19 protein-coding genes are annotated in these 16,289 nt (G+C 70.6%); 8 read left to right on the top strand and 11 right to left on the bottom strand.

Annotation, left to right across the window (positions count from 1 at the left end):
- Nucleotides 1-218: 218 nt before the first annotated feature.
- A complete protein-coding gene (locus tag ACFXGX_RS33205; RefSeq protein ID WP_384798733.1) occupies nucleotides 219-800 on the bottom strand; it encodes a TMEM165/GDT1 family protein in 582 nt (193 codons plus the stop codon).
- 479 nt (nucleotides 801-1,279) lie between these two features.
- Between ACFXGX_RS33205 and ACFXGX_RS33200 the strand changes: the two genes are divergently transcribed.
- From ACFXGX_RS33200 to ACFXGX_RS33190, 3 genes are all read left to right on the top strand, one after another.
- Nucleotides 1,280-1,924, top strand: coding sequence for an HNH endonuclease family protein (locus ACFXGX_RS33200; protein WP_384798730.1), 645 nt, complete (start codon nucleotides 1,280-1,282; stop codon nucleotides 1,922-1,924).
- Between the two features lie 145 nt (nucleotides 1,925-2,069).
- Entirely contained in the window at nucleotides 2,070-3,740 is a 1,671-nt protein-coding gene (locus ACFXGX_RS33195; RefSeq protein WP_384798726.1) for an alkaline phosphatase D family protein, read from the top strand.
- A gap of 200 nt (nucleotides 3,741-3,940) precedes the next feature.
- Nucleotides 3,941-4,570: a DedA family protein gene (locus ACFXGX_RS33190; RefSeq protein WP_384798723.1), complete on the top strand. Its 630-nt coding sequence runs from the start codon at nucleotides 3,941-3,943 to the stop codon at nucleotides 4,568-4,570.
- 170 nt (nucleotides 4,571-4,740) lie between these two features.
- Here ACFXGX_RS33190 and ACFXGX_RS33185 read toward each other — a convergent pair whose 3' ends face one another.
- The gene (locus ACFXGX_RS33185; protein ID WP_384798720.1) at nucleotides 4,741-4,971 is read right to left on the bottom strand and encodes a DUF2277 domain-containing protein; all 231 of its coding nucleotides are present in this window, start codon (nucleotides 4,969-4,971) and stop codon (nucleotides 4,741-4,743) included.
- Between the two features lie 102 nt (nucleotides 4,972-5,073).
- Here ACFXGX_RS33185 and ACFXGX_RS33180 point away from each other — a divergent pair, with 102 nt between their 5' ends.
- A complete protein-coding gene (locus ACFXGX_RS33180; protein WP_384798717.1) occupies nucleotides 5,074-5,847 on the top strand; it encodes an MBL fold metallo-hydrolase in 774 nt (257 codons plus the stop codon).
- Between the two features lie 141 nt (nucleotides 5,848-5,988).
- Nucleotides 5,989-6,903: a ketopantoate reductase family protein gene (locus ACFXGX_RS33175; RefSeq protein ID WP_384798714.1), complete on the top strand. Its 915-nt coding sequence runs from the start codon at nucleotides 5,989-5,991 to the stop codon at nucleotides 6,901-6,903.
- 151 nt (nucleotides 6,904-7,054) lie between these two features.
- Here ACFXGX_RS33175 and ACFXGX_RS33170 read toward each other — a convergent pair whose 3' ends face one another.
- From ACFXGX_RS33170 to ACFXGX_RS33155, 4 genes are read right to left on the bottom strand one after another with little or no spacing between them, the layout of a single operon-like run.
- Nucleotides 7,055-7,966 carry a LysR family transcriptional regulator gene (locus tag ACFXGX_RS33170; RefSeq protein WP_384798711.1) on the bottom strand — a complete coding sequence of 304 codons (912 nt, stop codon included), beginning with the start codon at nucleotides 7,964-7,966 and terminating at the stop codon, nucleotides 7,055-7,057.
- 37 nt (nucleotides 7,967-8,003) lie between these two features.
- On the bottom strand, nucleotides 8,004-8,594 hold the full coding sequence (locus ACFXGX_RS33165) for a hydrolase (RefSeq protein WP_384798708.1): 591 nt from the start codon (nucleotides 8,592-8,594) through the stop codon (nucleotides 8,004-8,006).
- A gap of 2 nt (nucleotides 8,595-8,596) precedes the next feature.
- Nucleotides 8,597-10,102: an MFS transporter gene (locus ACFXGX_RS33160; RefSeq protein WP_384798705.1), complete on the bottom strand. Its 1,506-nt coding sequence runs from the start codon at nucleotides 10,100-10,102 to the stop codon at nucleotides 8,597-8,599.
- Complete coding sequence (locus ACFXGX_RS33155) at nucleotides 10,099-10,635, bottom strand: MarR family transcriptional regulator (RefSeq protein ID WP_384798702.1); 537 nt, start codon at nucleotides 10,633-10,635, stop codon at nucleotides 10,099-10,101. The genes ACFXGX_RS33160 and ACFXGX_RS33155 overlap by 4 nt, the downstream gene beginning before the upstream one ends.
- Nucleotides 10,636-10,855: 220 nt before the next feature.
- Between ACFXGX_RS33155 and ACFXGX_RS33150 the strand changes: the two genes are divergently transcribed.
- Nucleotides 10,856-11,188, top strand: coding sequence for a hypothetical protein (locus tag ACFXGX_RS33150; RefSeq protein WP_384798699.1), 333 nt, complete (start codon nucleotides 10,856-10,858; stop codon nucleotides 11,186-11,188).
- Nucleotides 11,189-11,372: 184 nt separating this feature from the next.
- Nucleotides 11,373-11,747, top strand: coding sequence for a VOC family protein (locus ACFXGX_RS33145; RefSeq protein ID WP_384798696.1), 375 nt, complete (start codon nucleotides 11,373-11,375; stop codon nucleotides 11,745-11,747).
- A 193-nt stretch (nucleotides 11,748-11,940) separates the two neighbouring features.
- Here the strand turns inward: ACFXGX_RS33145 and ACFXGX_RS33140 are convergent, their stop codons facing one another.
- Complete coding sequence (locus tag ACFXGX_RS33140; protein WP_384798693.1) at nucleotides 11,941-12,825, bottom strand: prohibitin family protein; 885 nt, start codon at nucleotides 12,823-12,825, stop codon at nucleotides 11,941-11,943.
- 304 nt (nucleotides 12,826-13,129) lie between these two features.
- Between ACFXGX_RS33140 and ACFXGX_RS33135 the strand changes: the two genes are divergently transcribed.
- The gene (locus ACFXGX_RS33135; RefSeq protein ID WP_384798690.1) at nucleotides 13,130-13,633 is read left to right on the top strand and encodes a hypothetical protein; all 504 of its coding nucleotides are present in this window, start codon (nucleotides 13,130-13,132) and stop codon (nucleotides 13,631-13,633) included.
- A gap of 134 nt (nucleotides 13,634-13,767) precedes the next feature.
- Here ACFXGX_RS33135 and ACFXGX_RS33130 read toward each other — a convergent pair whose 3' ends face one another.
- The 4 genes from ACFXGX_RS33130 to ACFXGX_RS33115 all read right to left on the bottom strand — a co-directional run bounded on the left by ACFXGX_RS33130 (nucleotide 13,768) and on the right by ACFXGX_RS33115 (nucleotide 16,155).
- Entirely contained in the window at nucleotides 13,768-13,983 is a 216-nt protein-coding gene (locus tag ACFXGX_RS33130; RefSeq protein ID WP_384798687.1) for a hypothetical protein, read from the bottom strand.
- A 103-nt stretch (nucleotides 13,984-14,086) separates the two neighbouring features.
- Nucleotides 14,087-14,884 carry a maleylpyruvate isomerase family mycothiol-dependent enzyme gene (locus ACFXGX_RS33125; RefSeq protein ID WP_384798684.1) on the bottom strand — a complete coding sequence of 266 codons (798 nt, stop codon included), beginning with the start codon at nucleotides 14,882-14,884 and terminating at the stop codon, nucleotides 14,087-14,089.
- A gap of 514 nt (nucleotides 14,885-15,398) precedes the next feature.
- Nucleotides 15,399-15,599, bottom strand: coding sequence for a dehydrogenase (locus ACFXGX_RS33120; protein ID WP_384798681.1), 201 nt, complete (start codon nucleotides 15,597-15,599; stop codon nucleotides 15,399-15,401).
- 259 nt (nucleotides 15,600-15,858) lie between these two features.
- Nucleotides 15,859-16,155, bottom strand: a complete 297-nt coding sequence (locus tag ACFXGX_RS33115) for a hypothetical protein (RefSeq protein ID WP_384798678.1) — start codon at nucleotides 16,153-16,155, stop codon at nucleotides 15,859-15,861.
- Nucleotides 16,156-16,289: the final 134 nt, after the last annotated feature.

The following is a 16,289-nucleotide window of genomic DNA, read 5'->3' as shown; positions in this document are numbered from 1 at the left end:
CGGTACATCGATGCCCGTCGCCACCGACGCCCACCCCTCACCCAACGGCGACGGGCTGATGCACCGGCACGGCCCCGACCCACCCACCGGTGTCACGCCCGGTCCGAGGCGGCTGCGGCGGCCGGACCGACCCCGCTACCGCACCGCAAGGAACCAGCACCGAACCCCGAACGCCGGCACAGCCGACGCCCACCGACAAACGCCAGAGGCGAGCGAACTCAGCCCGCCACAGCCTCGTACAGACTCCAAACCCCCAGCCCCAGCATCAGCACAGCCGCCACCTTGGTGATCAACGACAACGGCACCCGCTTCATCAGCGCCTTGCCGCCCACGATCCCCAGCCCCGCCACGGCCCACAGCCCCAGCACCGCGCCGAGCCCCACCGACAGCGGGTCGTCGTAACGCGCGGCGAGGTTCGCCGTCATGATCTGCGTGAGGTCGCCGAACTCGGCGACGAGGATGAGCATGAAGCCCGCCCCGGACACCTTCCAGAACGTCTGGTTCGCCGGCTTGCGGACCTCTTCCCCGTCCTCGCCCTTCTTCATCAGCAGCACCGCGGCCCCGCCGAGAAACAGCACACCGGTGACGGCGTGCACGATCTGCTGCGGCAGCAGTGTCAGCACGCTGCCCGCCGCGACGGCGAGCGTCACATGGACGGCGAAGGCAGCGGCGACACCGACGAAGACGTACGAAGCGCGGTAGCGGGTGCCGAGGACGAGGCCGGCGAGCGCGGTCTTGTCGGGCAGTTCGGCAAGGAAGACGACACCGAAGACGAGCGCCATCACGCTGAAGCTGATCAAAATTCCTCAATCGGTCGGGCTGCCCCGCCGAGAGTGTTGCGATTACGCGTGCTGTGACTGCGCGACACCTCGGCACGGCAGCACACAGCTACACCCGCGCCGGGAGGCACGGGCACAAGGCCCACACCGGAAAGCCCGGCAGGGCAAGTGCACTGCTTGCCGAAGGTCTCGCTGGCCGGCCTCATGATCGAGGTCTGCCTCCGGGCGCCGGCTCAGACGAGCTGAGCAGTATGTCGACGGTCCGGCGAAGAGCTACTCCCCTTCTGCGCCGTCCATACTACGCGACCCGCGAGGCGGCCCCCCAGGGCCGAAGGCCCCCCGACCTGGACACCCGGACGCCGGAGAAAGTTCTGCCATGAACCTTGTCATGTCATGAACGCGTCATTATTTTCTAACCGCGCACTTACCTCACGGCAATACGACGCCGCGAGCATTCGTTCGCCCGCACCGCAACACCCCCACACCACAAGGGAGTTCGCATGCCCAAGGTCTACGCGCGTCGACGGCTGAGCATACTCGCAGGCATCACGGGTCTGATAGCCATGGCCGGAGTTTTCAACGGCCCGACCGCCTCCGCCGCCCTCCCCACCCCGGTCAGCGCGGCCACCGCCCGCACCTACCTCGCGTCCCTCACCGTCGCGACCGAGAACCGCACCGGCTACTCCCGCGACCTCTTCCCGACCTGGATCACGATCAGCGGCACGTGCAACACCCGTGAGTACATCCTCAAACGCGACGGCTCCGGCGTCACCACCGACTCCGCCTGTGTGGCCACCAGCGGCAGCTGGTACTCCGTCTACGACGGCGCCACCTGGACCGCCGCCTCCGACGTCGACATCGACCACCTCGTCCCGCTCGCCGAGGCCTGGGACTCCGGCGCGAGCGCCTGGACCACGGCCCAGCGCCAGGCCTTCGCCAACGACGTGACCCGCCCGCAGCTCCTCGCCGTCACGGACAACGTCAACCAGTCCAAGGGCGACAAGGACCCGGCCGAGTGGATGCCCTCGCGCACCGCGTACGCCTGCACCTACGTCCGCGCCTGGGTACAGGTGAAGTACTACTACAACCTCAAGATCGACTCCGCCGAGAAGACCAAGCTGACCTCGGTCCTCGCCGGCTGCTGACCCGCACCCGCCGCACAGACCGGCGGCCGCGGGCCGCCAGGGTTCCGGGCACCGTCCCCCCACGGTGATTCCCACGGTCTCCGGAACCTCCCCACAGGCCTCCGTCGTTCCGTACCGTACGGGGCGACGGAGGAGGGGGATCACCATGGCCGAGCTGCGCCTGGGACCGCTGCTGAGGTACGTGGACGGCTCATCGGCGACCTTCTGGGTCGAGGCGAGCCGCCCGTGCACCGCCGAGGTGCGCTGCGCGGACGGCACCCGCGGACAGGCCCGCACCTTCCAGGTGGCGGGCCATCACTACGCACTGGTGCCGGTGGACGGACTGACACCGGGCACGACCACCTCGTACGAGATCCTGCTGGACGGCGCGGCCGTCTGGCCGCTGCCCGACTCGCGCTTTCCTCCCTCGGTCGTCCGCACCCCCGGGAGCGAGGACGCCGCCGTCCGGGTCACCTTCGGTTCCTGCCGGTGGGCATCACCGCCCGCGGACGAGAAGGACCCGGTGGGGCCCGACGCGCTGGACACCCTCGCCGCCCGGATCGCCGAGGCCCCGGACGCCGAACGCCCGGACGTACTCCTGCTGTTGGGCGACCAGGTGTACGCGGACGAGGTCTCCAGGGCCACCCGCGCCTGGATCGCCGCGCGCCGGGGTCTCGCGGACCCCCCGGGCCACCAGGTCGCGGACTACGAGGAGTACACCCGCCTCTACTACGAATCCTGGCTCGACCCCGAGATCCGCTGGCTGCTGTCGACCGTACCGAGCTGCATGATCTTCGACGACCACGACGTCATCGACGACTGGAACACCAGCGCCTCCTGGCTCGCGGAGATCCGGGCGACCCCGTGGTGGCGCGAGCGGGTGCTCAGCGGTCTGATGTCGTACTGGGTCCACCAGCACCTCGGCAATCTCTCCCCCGCCGAGCTCTCCGGGGACCTGCTGTACGCGGCCGTGCGCGAGACCCCCGACGGCACGGACGTGCTGCGCGCCTTCGCCGCCCAGGCCGACGCCGACCCGGCCTCGGTCCGCTGGAGCTACCGCCGCGACTTCGGCCGGACCCGCGTCCTGATGCTCGACACCCGCGCGGCCCGCGTCCTGGACGAGAAGGACCGGTCGATGCTCGATCCCGGTGAGGCGGCCTGGCTGCGCGAGCAGGCCCTGGAGACGCCGGAATCCCGGGACCACCTGCTGATAGGCACGTCACTGCCCTGGCTGCTGCCCCCGCTGATCCATCACGTCGAGACGTGGGACGCCGCCCTGTGCCGGGGCGATCGGGGCGGGCGCTGGGCGCGGTTCGGCGAGCGGCTGCGCCGCGCGGCCGACCTGGAGCACTGGGCGGCGTTCCCGGAGTCGTTCACGGAACTGACGGAGCTGATCGCCGAGGCCGGCTCGGCCGAGCGGGCACCGGCGACCGTGTGCGTGCTGTCGGGAGACGTGCACCACGCCTACGTCGCCGATCCGGTCTGGGCCGACCCCGCCCGGCAGCCCTCGGCCCGCGTTCTCCAGCTGACCTGCTCCCCCGTCCACAACTCCATCCCGCTCTCCGTACGGCTCGGCTTCCGCTTCGGCTGGAGCCGCCCGGCCCGGCTGCTCGGCATCCTCCTTGCCCGGCACGGCGGTTGCGCCCGACCGCCTGTCGACTGGCGGAAAACCGGCGGTCCTTGGTTCGGCAACCAGCTCATGACCCTTACCCTGCATGGCCGTTCGGCCTCTCTGCGTCTCGAACAGGCACGGCCCGCGCGCGGTGACGGCCTCGGCCGTGCGGCCGGAGGCGCCCGGCTGACGACGGTGACGGAGTCCCGGATCACCCCGGAATAGGGCCATTCCTCGCGGTTGCCGGCGGCGCCCCGCGTACCGGAGCGTGCGGGCCTGTGAACGTGATGTCACCGACACATGCGTCCCCGGAGGATCATCCGCACCATCCGCGGCGTACGCTGTATGGCGGTCACGGACCGCACGCCACTCCGTCGCGAGGAGTGGCGCGGTCGGGCTCACGGGGTGGTCGGGGGAGAGTTTCGGTGCTGGAGAGTGTGGGGTCGCTGACAGGCAGCCCATGGATCTACGCGGTGATCGCCGTGTCCATCGTTCTCGATGTGTTTCTGCCCGTTCTGCCGAGTGGGGTCCTGGTCATCACGGCCGCTACGGCCGCGGCGGGCTCCGCAACGGCGACCGGCAACGTCCCGCACGCCGTGCCCGACATCCTGGTGCTCACCCTCTGCGCGGCCACGGCCTCGGTCCTCGGCGACCTGGTGGCGTACCGCCTCGCCTGGCGCGGTGGCGACCGTCTGGTTCGCGCCATCGCCCGGTCCCGCCGCCTGACCCGGGCGCAGGAACGTCTCGGCCAGGTCCTGGCGAGCGGCGGCGGTGTGCTCGTGGTCGTCGCCCGTTTCGCTCCGGCCGGCCGCTCGGTCGTCTCGCTCGGCGCGGGCGCCGCGCACCGCCGGGTCCGCGACTTCCTGCCCTGGTCGGTCCTCGCCGGTCTGGCCTGGGCCGGCTACAGCGTGGCCCTCGGCTACTTCGGCGGCCAGTGGCTGGGCGCCACCTGGCTCACGGCGGCCGTCTCGGTCGGGGCCCTGTTCATCGCGGGTGCGGGCGCCGCCTACGTCGTACGCCGTCCCGCGGTACGGGAGCGGGAAGCGGGCGCCTGAGCCCCGGCCCAGGGGCACGCGGGCACCCGGACAGGACACACCCGCCGTGCGGACGCAGAGGCGTACGGGCGCAGAGGCGTGCAGGCGTACGAGCACCCTCACGTGAGGGCCCACGGGCACGCCCGCCCACGGACGCCTCCGACCCTGCGCCGGGCGGGACGTCCGGCCGGTCATCCGGCGTGCTGAGCCGCCGCCCCGCGCACCTCCAGGTGGTCCAGCAGTTCGGCCGTGGCCGCCGCGACCGCCTCGACGGCGCGGTCGAAGACCTCACGGTTGTGAGCGGCCGGGGCACGGAACCCGGACACCTTGCGGACGTACTGCAGAGCGGCGGCGCGGATCTCCTCCTCGGTCGCTTCCTCGGGGATCGCGGGCGGTCGAAGTGTCTTGATGCTGCGGCACATGGGTCCAGTCTCGCGCGTCCGGTGCCGTCGTGGTCACCGCTCGCGCAAGGCGGCCCGTCCGGGCCGGGAATAGCGCCGCCGGTGCGCCGGATTGAGCAGAACATGACCTCAGTGGAGATCACCTACATCGGCGGCCCCACCGCCGTCATCGCGATCGGCGGCCTGCGGCTCCTGACCGATCCGACCTTCGACGCCCCCGGCGAGTACCCCGTCGGCTCACGGAAGCTGGTGAAGACCGCCGGACCCGCGCTCCCGGCCGAGAAGATCGGCCCGGTCGACGCCGTCCTGCTCTCGCACGACCAGCACCCCGACAACCTGGACACGTCCGGGCGCGGGTACCTCCAGAGTGCCCCGGTGACCCTGTCGACGGCATCGGCGTACGAGCGGATCGGCGCCCCCGTACGCGCCCTCGGCCCCTGGGAGTCCGCCGAGCTGGCGCGTCCGGACGGCGGATTCCTGCGCGTGACGGCCGTTCCGGCGCAGCACGGGCCCGACGGCTCACTCCCTCTCGTGGGCGAGGTGACCGGCTTCGTGCTGTCCGGGGAGGGGGTGCCCAAGGTGTACGTGAGCGGTGACAACGCGTCCCTGGACGTCGTACGGGAGATCGCGGACCAGGAGGGCCCCTTCGATGTGGCCGTGCTGTTCGCGGGCGCGGCGCGCACCCCGCTGGTGCCGGCCGCCCCGCTCACCCTGACGAGCGAGGACGCGGCGCGGGCCGCGGAGATCCTCGGCGCCGTCCGGGTGGTCCCGCTGCACTTCGAGCACTGGGGTCACTTCACGCAGGACGGTTCGACCCTGACGAAGGCGTTCGCGCGGGCGGGTCTCACGGACCGGCTGCGGCTGCTGGAGCCCGGGGCTTCGGTACGGGTGCCGTAGCGGCCGTGCGCGGTCCGGTCCGCACAACATCCGAGTGATTGCTTGGGGTTGGGCAAGTTTCTCCGAGGATTGACTCGGGTCACCGCGTCTTGTGACCATCTCCAGGGCCCGTTCGGGGTCCGTGAAGAGGAGCGAGGATCTATGGCGAACGACGCGCTGACGGTGGCTGTGCTGGGTCCGGGAGGGGTCGGCGGGCTGCTCGCGGCGCTCCTGTCCCGTGCCGGTCACCGGGTCGTCTGCCTCGCCGGGGACGAGACCGGGCGGAGGCTGGCCGCGGACGGCATCGAGGTGCGCAGCGGCCACTTCGGCGACTTCACGGCGCGGGTGGCGGTGGACACCGAACTGCGCGAGCCGGCCGACGTGTGCCTGATCGCGGTCAAGGCGACGGCCCTGGACGCCGCGCTGGAGCGCCTCCCGGCGAAGGCCCTGGGCGAGGAGGGGCTGATCGTCCCGCTCCTGAACGGTGTCGAGCACCCGGCGCTGCTGCGTGAGCGCTACCGCTCCGAGCAGGTGGCCCCCGCGGTGATCCGTGTGGAGTCGACGCGGATCGCTCCGGGAGTGATCGAGCACGGCAGCCCGTTCGCCGAGCTCGACCTGACTGCGGACACGGCACCCCGTGCGCGCGTGGAGGCGTTCGCCGGGGCCCTGGAGTGGGCCGGGCTGCACGCCCGGATCCAGGACGGCGAGTCGGCGACGCTCTGGGCGAAGATGGCGTTCCTCGCGCCGTTCGCCCTGCTGACGACCCGGTACGGGGTGCCGGTGGGCGACGTGCGCTCGCTGCACCGCGCCGAGTTGACCGCTCTCGTCGAGGAGACGGCCGCGGTGGGCCGCGCGTGCGGAGCCGCCACCGATCCGGCGACCGCTCTCGCCCGTTACGACGCCTTCCCGGCGGCCACCAAGTCCTCGATGCAGCGGGACGCCGAGGCGGGCCGCGCCCTCGAACTCGACGCGATCGGCGGCGCGTTGCTGCGCGCCGCGGAGCGGGCCGGGGTGCCGGTTCCGGTGGCGGGCGAACTGGTCCGGCATCTGACGCCGCTCGCCGGCACGGACGGCTGACGGCCGACGCGCCATGTCCGGCCCTTCGAGGTCCGGGCCGAACCGACCGACTGTGCGAGGGTGTTGGCTCGACGGGTACGGGTGTTCGCCCGAGCGTGTAAGGGTGTTACGGGGCCCGGTGCCGGCGCCGGTCTCCGGCACCGCGCCGCTGTCAGTCCCCCGCCACCGTCCCGGCGTGCGAGCAGTGCCGGGCCACCGTGTCGGCGAAGGCGTGCGCCGCGGGTGACAGGGCGTCCCAGCGGCGGACCGCCCAGCCGACCGCGAGGGGCGGCAGGGCCGGTACGGGGAGGAAGCGCAGGCGGGGGTGACCGGGCCCGGGCAGGCCGGGCAGGGCCGGGACGACGGCGTGGCCGAGGCCGAGTTCGGCGAGCAGGATCGCGGTGTCCCAGTCGGCGACACTGGTGTCGGAAGCGCCCGCCGGTATCCCCAATTCCCGGTATGCGGAGTCGAGATGGGCGCGAGAGGTGGACCGCTCGGGAAGTCCCACGACCCGCAGTCCGGCCAGTTCCTCCGCCTCGATCCTTTCCCGCGTGGCGAGTTCGTCGTCCGCGTGCACGGCGAGCACCCAGGGGAGTTCGGCCACGACCCGCTGCTCGATCCCGCGTACGGGAGGGCCGAGGGTGACCCAGGCGAGGTCGAGTCCGTGGTCGGCGAGCGCGTCGAAGCAGCCCCGGCTGGAGTTCTCGGTCTGGAACTCCAGGCTGACCTTGGGGTACCGCCCCCGGAATTCGACCACGGCCTCGGCCATGAAGTGCCGCACGGTGGTACCGCCGGTGGCGATCCGCACCGTACCGCCGCCCCCGCGCGCCAGTTCGTCGAGCCCGCGCAGCGCGAGGTCGAGCCCGGCGATGCCGTCGGCGGCGGCCCGTTCGAGGAGGCGCCCGGCGCGGGTGGGCACCACGCCCCGGGCCTGCCTCTCGACGAGTCCGAGCCCGACCTCGCGTTCCAGCCGGCGTACGTGCTGACTCACCGCCGACTGCGTGCAGCCCAGTTCCCGGGCCACGGCGCTCAGACTTCCGGCCCGGCAGACGGCGACGAACACGCGAAGATCATCCAGAGTCACGGCCCCAAGGTACTCGCGGGCCTTGTGAGTTGGCCGATCAGACCCGGGTCTTGTCGAGCAGCTCGACGATCTCCTCGGTCGTGCCGGTCTCACCGAGGCGGGGGAAGATCCGCTCGACGCTGTTGCGGTGCGTCTCGTGGTCGAGGTCGGACATGGCGTCGGTGGCGAGGGTGACGTGGTAGCCGTGTTCGTGCGCGGCGCGTGCCGAGGACTCGACGCCGATGCTGGTGGCGATGCCGGCCAGCACGATCTGGGTGATCCCGCGGCGGCGCAGGTGCAGGTCGAGGTCGGTGCCGTAGAAGGCGCCCCAGTTCCGCTTGGTCACGCTGAGGTCCTCGGGGTGCCCGGTCAGGTCGTCGACGATGACGTCCCAGCCCTCGGGGAACGTGCGGGCGCGGCTCGGGCCGTCGATCCGGCCGCGTACGGCGTCGGCGCCGTCGGCGGCGGCGGCGGTGACCCGGACGAGGACGACCGGGAGGTCGTGACCGCGGAACGCGTCCGCGAGCCGGACGGCGCGCTTCACGACGTCGGCGCCGGTGTTCGGGGCGAGGCCCGGGCTGCCGACGATGCCGTGCTGAAGGTCGATGAGGACGAGCGCGGTGCGGGGGTCGAGCGTGGTGACTGCCATGGTCAGGCCTTTCGGGGGGTGAGATCGCGAAGGGATCGGTCGATGAGGGTCACGGCCAGGAGCAGTACGGCTCCGGCGAGCATGAAGAGGGCCAGGTGGTGCAGGCCGCCGGTGTCGGCGCCGTGCGTGAAGAAGGCGGCGTCGGCGGCGGAGGCGGCCATCGCGCCGAGGTACATGAACGTGCGCAGCAGCCCGGCCGCCGAGGCGATCCGGGCGGGGTCGGCCTGCCGGTAGAGAGCGTTCTGATTGGCCAGGCCATTGAGTCCCTGCGGCACACCCATGAGTGCGCCGACGGCGGCGAGACCCCAGATCGCGCTGCCCGCGTCCAGGGTCAGCATCGCCAGACACCCGGCGACCTGGACGAGACTCCCGACCACGAGCTTGCCGCGGACGGACTCCCGCCGTCCGGTCAGACCGGAGACGACGAGTCCGCTCAACGACAGCGGGAGCAGGACCAGTCCAGCACCGGCCGCGTGCAGCCCGCGCCCCTCCTCCATCCACTGCGTGAACCCGTAGAGGAAGGCGTAGGCGGTGGTGTAGCTGAGGAACTGGCGCAGGAAGGTGGCCAGCATCGGTCCGTTGCCGCCGAGCACCCGCAGGTCGACGAACGGGGCCGGGACCCGGAGTTCCCACCGCGCGAAGGCGGCCCCGGCGACGAGCGCGAGCACCGGCAGGTACCAGTCCGCCGCCCGCGGTCTCATCAGGAACAGCATCAGCGAGACGAGCAGGGCGGTGAACAGGGCCATGCCGACGAGGTCGACACCGCGCGCACCGGACGCGGACGGCTTGGACGCCTCGGCTGCCTGGGACGCATCCGCGTCGGCAGGGTGGGCCGTCGGCGCCGGTTTCACGTGAGCGGGGCAGGCCGTCGGCGCCGGTTTCGCGGCCTTCGGCAGCCGCAGGGCTCCGAGGACCAGACAGGCCAGGGACAGCGGCACATTGACGAGGAAGATGGTGCGCCAGCCGCCGACGCCGATGAGCAGGCCGCCCAGGGTGGGCCCGACCACGGCGACGGTCTGCGCGGAGACGGCGAGCGCGGTCAGCACGCCGGCCGGACTGCTCTGCCCGGTGCGCTCGGCCTCGCCGCGGGTCAGGTGCATCGCGGCGGGGTACGCGGCCGAGGTGCCGAGCCCGAGCAGCACCCGGGCGGCGACGAGCGCGCCGAGGTTCGGGGAGAGGGCGCCCAGAAGTCCGGCGACGCCCACCATGGCCGTACCGACGAGGTACAGCCGGCGAGGTCCGTAGAGGTCGACAAGCCGTCCGATGACGGGCTGCCCCACGGCGGTGGCGAGATAGAGCCCGGAGACCAGCCACGCGGTCTCCGCCGGGGAGGCGCCGAGCGCCCTGCCGATCGGCACCAGCGCCACGGCGATCATGGAGGAGTTGACGGGATTCAGTACGGTCCCGAGGACCATCGGGGCGATCAGCCGGCGGTCGAAACGGTCGGGCGGGCGGTGACGCGTGGGGGTGCTCCGGTGCTGGAGCCAGTCGCGGAGGGTGGGTATCACGACCGGGTGAGCCGTTCCAGCAGCGCCATCGCCGCGATGACGGTCTGCCGCTCGTCCTCCGTGCAGCGCTCCTCGAAGGCCCGGGCGAGCCACTCCGAACGGGCCTGCCGGGTGCCTTCGACGCGCTCGCGCCCGGCGTCCGTGAGCGTCACGAGCTGACGCCGGCCGTCCCCGGGGTCGGGGTTGCGCTGGATGAGCCCGAACTGGTCGAGGGCCGCGAGCGTGGCGGCCATCGACTGCGGGCGCACACCTTCGACCGCCGCCAGCGCACTGGCCGTGGCGGCCCCGCTCTTGCTCACCAGGGTGAGCGCGGAGATCTGGGAGGGGGTGAGGTCCTGAGGCGAGCCCTGCGCCGGGGTCTGGGCCGAGCCCTGCGCCGGGGTCTGCGTCGAGCCCTGTGCCGGGGCCTGCGTCTCGGACACTTCGCGGATCCGCCGCCTGAGCAGGCTGAACGCGACGCGCAGATCCTGCGCGGCACGTGCCGCGGAATCCGAGACGCCCGCTTCGTTCGGCCGGTCGGCACTTTGATCCATGCGGCCACCGTAAATCGCCCAGCTCAAACTGTCCAGTTCAAACTGTGCAGTCTCACCTGCTGAATCCAGTCCGGCGAATCCAGCCCGCCGACCCACCCCACCCTCGGGGACGAGACCCGCTTCCCTCCTCTCCGTCTCGAACTCCCGTTCGGAACACCCGTTCGCGTGAAGTACCGGAAGGAACTCGCACCACAAAATCGAACAGGCGTAGCATTGCCGTGTGGCTGCGACCTATGACTTTCCAAGTGACCTCCTCGCCGGCCAGGAGGAGCTGCACCAGGTCCGGGCCGAGCTGCTGGCTCTGCTGAAACGACTCCCCTGGTCCGTGGAGCCGCTGGACGGCTTCAGCGACACCGGCGGCTGGCGCAAGGTGGAACGCCCCGCCTCCCCCGGCTGGACCGACGACGAACAGGCCGAGGTCGAGAAGCTCCGCCGGCGCGAGTTCGAGCTCACCGTGTTCGTCTCGGGCCACCGCTTCTGGTCGGAGATAGCCCCTCCGGACAAGGTCGACGCCCGGATGCGGCTGAAGCACACGCGGGACGCGCCGTCGTAAGCGGCGAGCCGCCCGAAGCCGGGGAAGCGCTGGAGGATCCCATAACCGGGTGAGACGTGGCCCGGCAGGATCTTTGCCCGCGTGTTCAAGGCGGGTTCCATCGTCCGGCGGGGCGGTCTCGCCGATGAGTTCACCGGCCTCGACCGGTCTACCCAGCGACACGACCGTTCCCGACAGGAGTGCCATGTCCACCATCCAGCCAGTGATCATCACCGCCGACCACGACGTCCTGCGCGGCTTCTACACGAACTTGTTCGGCGCCGAGGAGATCTTCCGGGTACCGGAGGAAGGCCCGGTCTTCTACCTCGGTCTGCGCATCGGCGACACCGACCTCGGGCTGGTGGCCAAGGAGAACCCGGAGACGGGCGCGGGGGCGGCACCGCGGATCCTGCTCAGCATCGGTGTCGACGACGTCGACGAGACGCTCGGCCGGGTGACGGCGCTGGGCGGCTCGGTCCACGGCGGCCCCAACGACATGCCGTGGGGACAGCGCGTCGCCCACATCCAGGACCCCGACGGCAACCCGGTGAATCTCACCCAGCCGATCCCGTCTCAGTGACGCCGGACCAGGGCCCAGGCCTTCCGGGTGCTCGCACCGGTCGACCTGGGCCTTTGTCGCGTCCTGAGACTGGTGGCTCACCGCCGCCCGTGGCTATACGGGGCCGATGACACCCATCACGCCCACCACACGCATCCCACCCCTCACACCCCTCACACCCGGAACGAGGCAGGCGGCGTTGCCCGCGGCGACATCACTTCTTGCTGCCGTCCACGATGACCGGCGTGCCGCCCGAGTCCGTACCGCACGGCACCACATACACCGGGTTGGCCTTCGCGGCTTCCTTGTAGGCCTCGATGCACTGGTTGTACAGCACCTTGTCGCTCAGCGACCGCTCGATGATCTTGTTGGCGCGGGCGATGCCCTCCGCCTCGATCCGCTTGCGCTCCGCCTCCGCCTTCGCCGTACGCGCCGCCTCGGTGGCCCGCTCGGTGGCCTGCTCCTGCTGGATCTTCTTGTCGATCTGGTCCTGGAGCTTCTCCGACGGCCTCACATTGCGCAGGTTGACGGAGGTGACGTCGATGCCGCGGGGCGCCAGTCGCTCCTTGACGAGGCCGGCGATCTCCGAGCTGATCTGCTCGCGCCCGGATGCGTAACCTTCCTCGCTGGTGTGCTTCGCGAAGACGTTGCGGATGATCTCGCGGCTGTCCGGAAGCACCAGCCGCTCCTCGACCGCGTCCTCGCTGCCCGCCAGCCGGTACAGCTCGATCGCCTTGGCCGGCACCACGGCCCACTTGATGGTGACGTCCGCGTAGAGCACACCGCCCTGGGAGGAACGGACCTCGACCACGTCCTTGCCGATGAGGTCGAGATCCACCGGGCGGGTGGAGAAGGAAGTGATGTCGGTGAACGGGGACTTGAAGTGGATGCCCGAGACCAGCGGCGTACCGGTCTTGCCGAAGGTCACCGGCACGCCGACCTCGGAGGCACTCACGACATGAACGCAGGCGAAGACGCCTGCCAGCACGCCCGCCACGGCGCTGAGCGCCGCCCCGAGCTTCCAGTTGCCCGCGGCGGTGCGGCCACGGCCGACAAGAAAGAGCACCACCGCGGTTATGAGCAGCAGAATGGACAGCACGAACACAGGTATCCCCCTCGGAAACGTTTCCGCGCCTCCTGGGGCGCGGCCCCGCGCGCATCGTAGCGATCTCCGGTGACAGGCCCGGACACAGTCCGGGCCGGGCAAGAACACTGACGACGCGAGGGGTTGCCGTGGTTGCGGCATTTCGCTGCTGCACCGTGATCCACCTCACCGAGAGGGCAGATCGGTTCAAGCGTGCGCGCACCCCGGGACGGGTACGTCGACTGCGGCAAGGGAAGCAAGAGAAGCGCGACCATCTACGCACCGCACGGCATCAGTTGGACCATCCAGGAGCCATGACTTGTCGCACCGCACCCCCGTGGGGCTGATCATCGCGTGCGCCGCCGCGCTGCTCACGGTCGCCGCCTGCACGTCGGATCGCACCGATGCCGAGCAGTCCAGCCGGCCCACGCACTCGTCCGATCCGGGCTCGGCGAAGATCACCACCGCGCCCAGCGCCACTCGGCCCGCAGCGCAGAAGCCCCCGACGCTGGACGGGGGCGAAACACTCGCGGGCCGCCAGAACGTGACCAGCGGGAGTGCCAGCATCCCGTTCGGCAAGGGCAAGAAGAGCGACGCGCTCATCGTCGCGGTGAACTGCCAGGGCGCGGGGAAGATCAAGGTCGCGGTGCAGCCCGTCCACGCCTCTTTCCCGCTGGACTGCGTCGCCGGCAAGGTGAACACCACCTATAACGAGATGGCGATCAAAGGCGTGGAACGCGGCGGAGTCGTATCCGTCCAGGCACCTTCGGGCGTGCGCTGGTCGATGACCATAGGCAGAGGCGCACCAGCCCAGGAGGAATGACCGGGTACTAGGGATCGTCCGGCCGATCCGCCCAGTTCTCACAGACGTGCCGACAGGTCCGTCGGCCCGCAGGTTCAGCGGCGGTCCGGCACGACAGAGCAAACTCACCCAGGCGTCGCGATCCGCGGCGAGGGTTAGAGGAACTGGCCCTTGCCCAAGGGTTGTTCCCGCATTGAAACCGCCGGCAGACCGAAGAGCGCACCGGCCCCCAAGATGCAGACAAGAGGAAGCGCCTTGCGGATTCCGGCCTCCGGCAGCCCGCGCACGCCGAAGACCACAGGTGCGGTGACGGCCATGGCAACCCCCGCCTCGACGATCGCCGCCAATTGATGGTGAACGTAGCGCACCACCACCCGTTCTGGCACGGGAGTGGCACGACCCGAATCGCGGCCGTGCCACTCCCGTGCTCAGGGCTTCACTAGCTGATCAGGTCGAACGCCGAACTCGCTCTGACTACTCCTCCGGCTCCCACGCGCGGAGCAGGTCGAACAAACCTGCGTCTCCCTCGATCTGCACGGAGTCCGCCGAGATACGGTCGTACACGAAGAGAACCAGCTCACTGGCGGTGCCGCGAACGGAGACGCCGGCCGCGTTCGGGTCCTCGTCGGCAGCGGCTACAGGCGTCGTGCCGGGCGCGGAGATACGGGTGGAGCGTGCGCCGTCGCCGTCGACCGTGAGGCGCCAGGAGTGGCCCTCGGTGGCGTGGAAGTCGAAGGCAGTGGGCTTGTGCGGCCAGGCACTCGTCGTTGCGACGCAGGTGAACAGGAACTCCTCGACACCGTCGAGTGCCACCTCCTCCGGCAGCGGCTCCGAAACACCCACAGTGACCTGGGCGTCGTAGGTGTGCACCGCCATCTGCTGGAGCTGGTGCCGGGCGACGGCGCCACAGTTCTGCGGCGACTGGGACGCACCCCACCACGTCCAGCAACCGCGATCCGGGCCGGCCTCCCGCAGTGCGTCCACCAACTCCTGCGTCGACGCGGCCAACCAGGCCGGCACGGCCTCGCGCTCCCGAGGCGCAGCCGGGGCGCCCTCCGCTGCGGACTTGGCCGGAGCAGGCCCTGCGGCGACGGTGGCGGCCCAGTCGCGGCGCCCCTCGCCGATGTGCTGCGCCAGATCGAACAGCGTCCACTCCGGGCAGGTCGGCACCTGTACGTCGAGGCTGGGCGCGGAGGCGACCGCGGTACGGAAGGCGGTCGACCGTTCGTCGATCAGTCGCAGCAGAACGGGGAACGTAAGTGTCGTCGTCACATGGACTCTCTATCACCGTGTTCCGACGATCGGACAATGATTTTCACAGCCGAGGCGGCGAGCGCGCGGCACGGGCCGGGCGCCCTCAGATGACGCCGTGTCCACATTCCGAAACGATCAGTGAGTCACGCGACGCCGCACCGGCAAGGCCTCATCAGCCGCTCTTACCGTGCCCAATCCGAGGTTTCCGATTGACTCGCGGATCTGGCTCCGACAGGAACCACAACTGTCCCTGCAGCCATCCCGTCCGCCTTCGACCCACAGACCGTGAAGCGGGCGCGGTTCAGGGCGTCATGGTGGAGCGCGCCCTGTACGAACGACTGCGTCAAAGGTCCCCAGCCATGATCGGCTGGGGACCTTTTTCCTGGTGGGCGCGGACGGTTTCGAACCGCCGACATCCGCCTTGTAAGTTTGATCCGGGCCTGGCCTGGTGGGGACTCGCCTCGCGCACTGGTGCCGTACATGGCCGCCGGTTGCCGCCGCCGTCCGTCCTCGTTGATGTCAACGTTGGATGTCAGCGGAACAGTTGCGGGACCGGGCAGATCTCCAATGGTTCGTCCGGCCGGTCTGCCCAGCTCCACCAGAGATGCCGATCGGGACACCGCCACAGTGCCCGGCAGGTCCGTCGGCCGTCGTCCTCCCGTTTGACGAGGACAAGGCCGCCGGATTTCATGGGCTGGCTGCACTCGGGACAGGCCGGGGCGTCGTCGGTCATGCGGGGCACCCTAACGGAGCGGCCTCTTCGTCCCGAAGCAACCTGTACGGGCGTGCTGCCTTAGGCTGGCGTGGTTCTCACCTGCGCCGACGGTCCGCAGACGTTCGCGGGCGTCCGCTGGTGTTCGTCGGCGTTGTCATGTAGTTGGACACGCAGCGGGCGCCTGACTCTCCGTTCCTCAGCTGATCAGTGCTGCCGTTTGAGTTCGGCAGCCTTGCTCGCTCTCCTGGAGCTCTGCTGTGTACCGGTTCCTGGGCGTTCAACCCAGCAGCGGCGGACCGATGATGGTCTGGCCGACCTGCTCGGCCAACCAGGATGCATGGCGTACCTCGTATGCGCCGCCGCCTCCGTAGCGGACGTGCACGAGGACAGTGTGCCCGTCGATGCGCTCGTTCAGGTCACGCGTGGCGGCGTTGAACAGCACGGATACCTCGGCGTGCGTGAACTCCGAGTACAGGCCGGCTTCCGGAACCTCCGGCCATCCCAGATAGTCCCAGAGGATCTCCGCCACATGCCCGGCCGCCGCGGCCGTGAACCTGTCCTCGATACTTCCCACCGGCTGATCCACCACCGATGCCCAGAGCGGAAGATGCGCTGACCAGAGAGCGGGATCGGCGGAGAGTTGGGACGCCTGGATTTCGTGGTGCAGCCCCGCTGAGCCGTTTGGATCACGGACCCAGTCCTCCAGAT

It is taken from the genome of Streptomyces sp. NPDC059371 (genome assembly GCF_042751995.1).
Taxonomy (GTDB): domain Bacteria; phylum Actinomycetota; class Actinomycetes; order Streptomycetales; family Streptomycetaceae; genus Streptomyces.
This window is presented reverse-complemented; position numbering and strand designations above follow the sequence as displayed.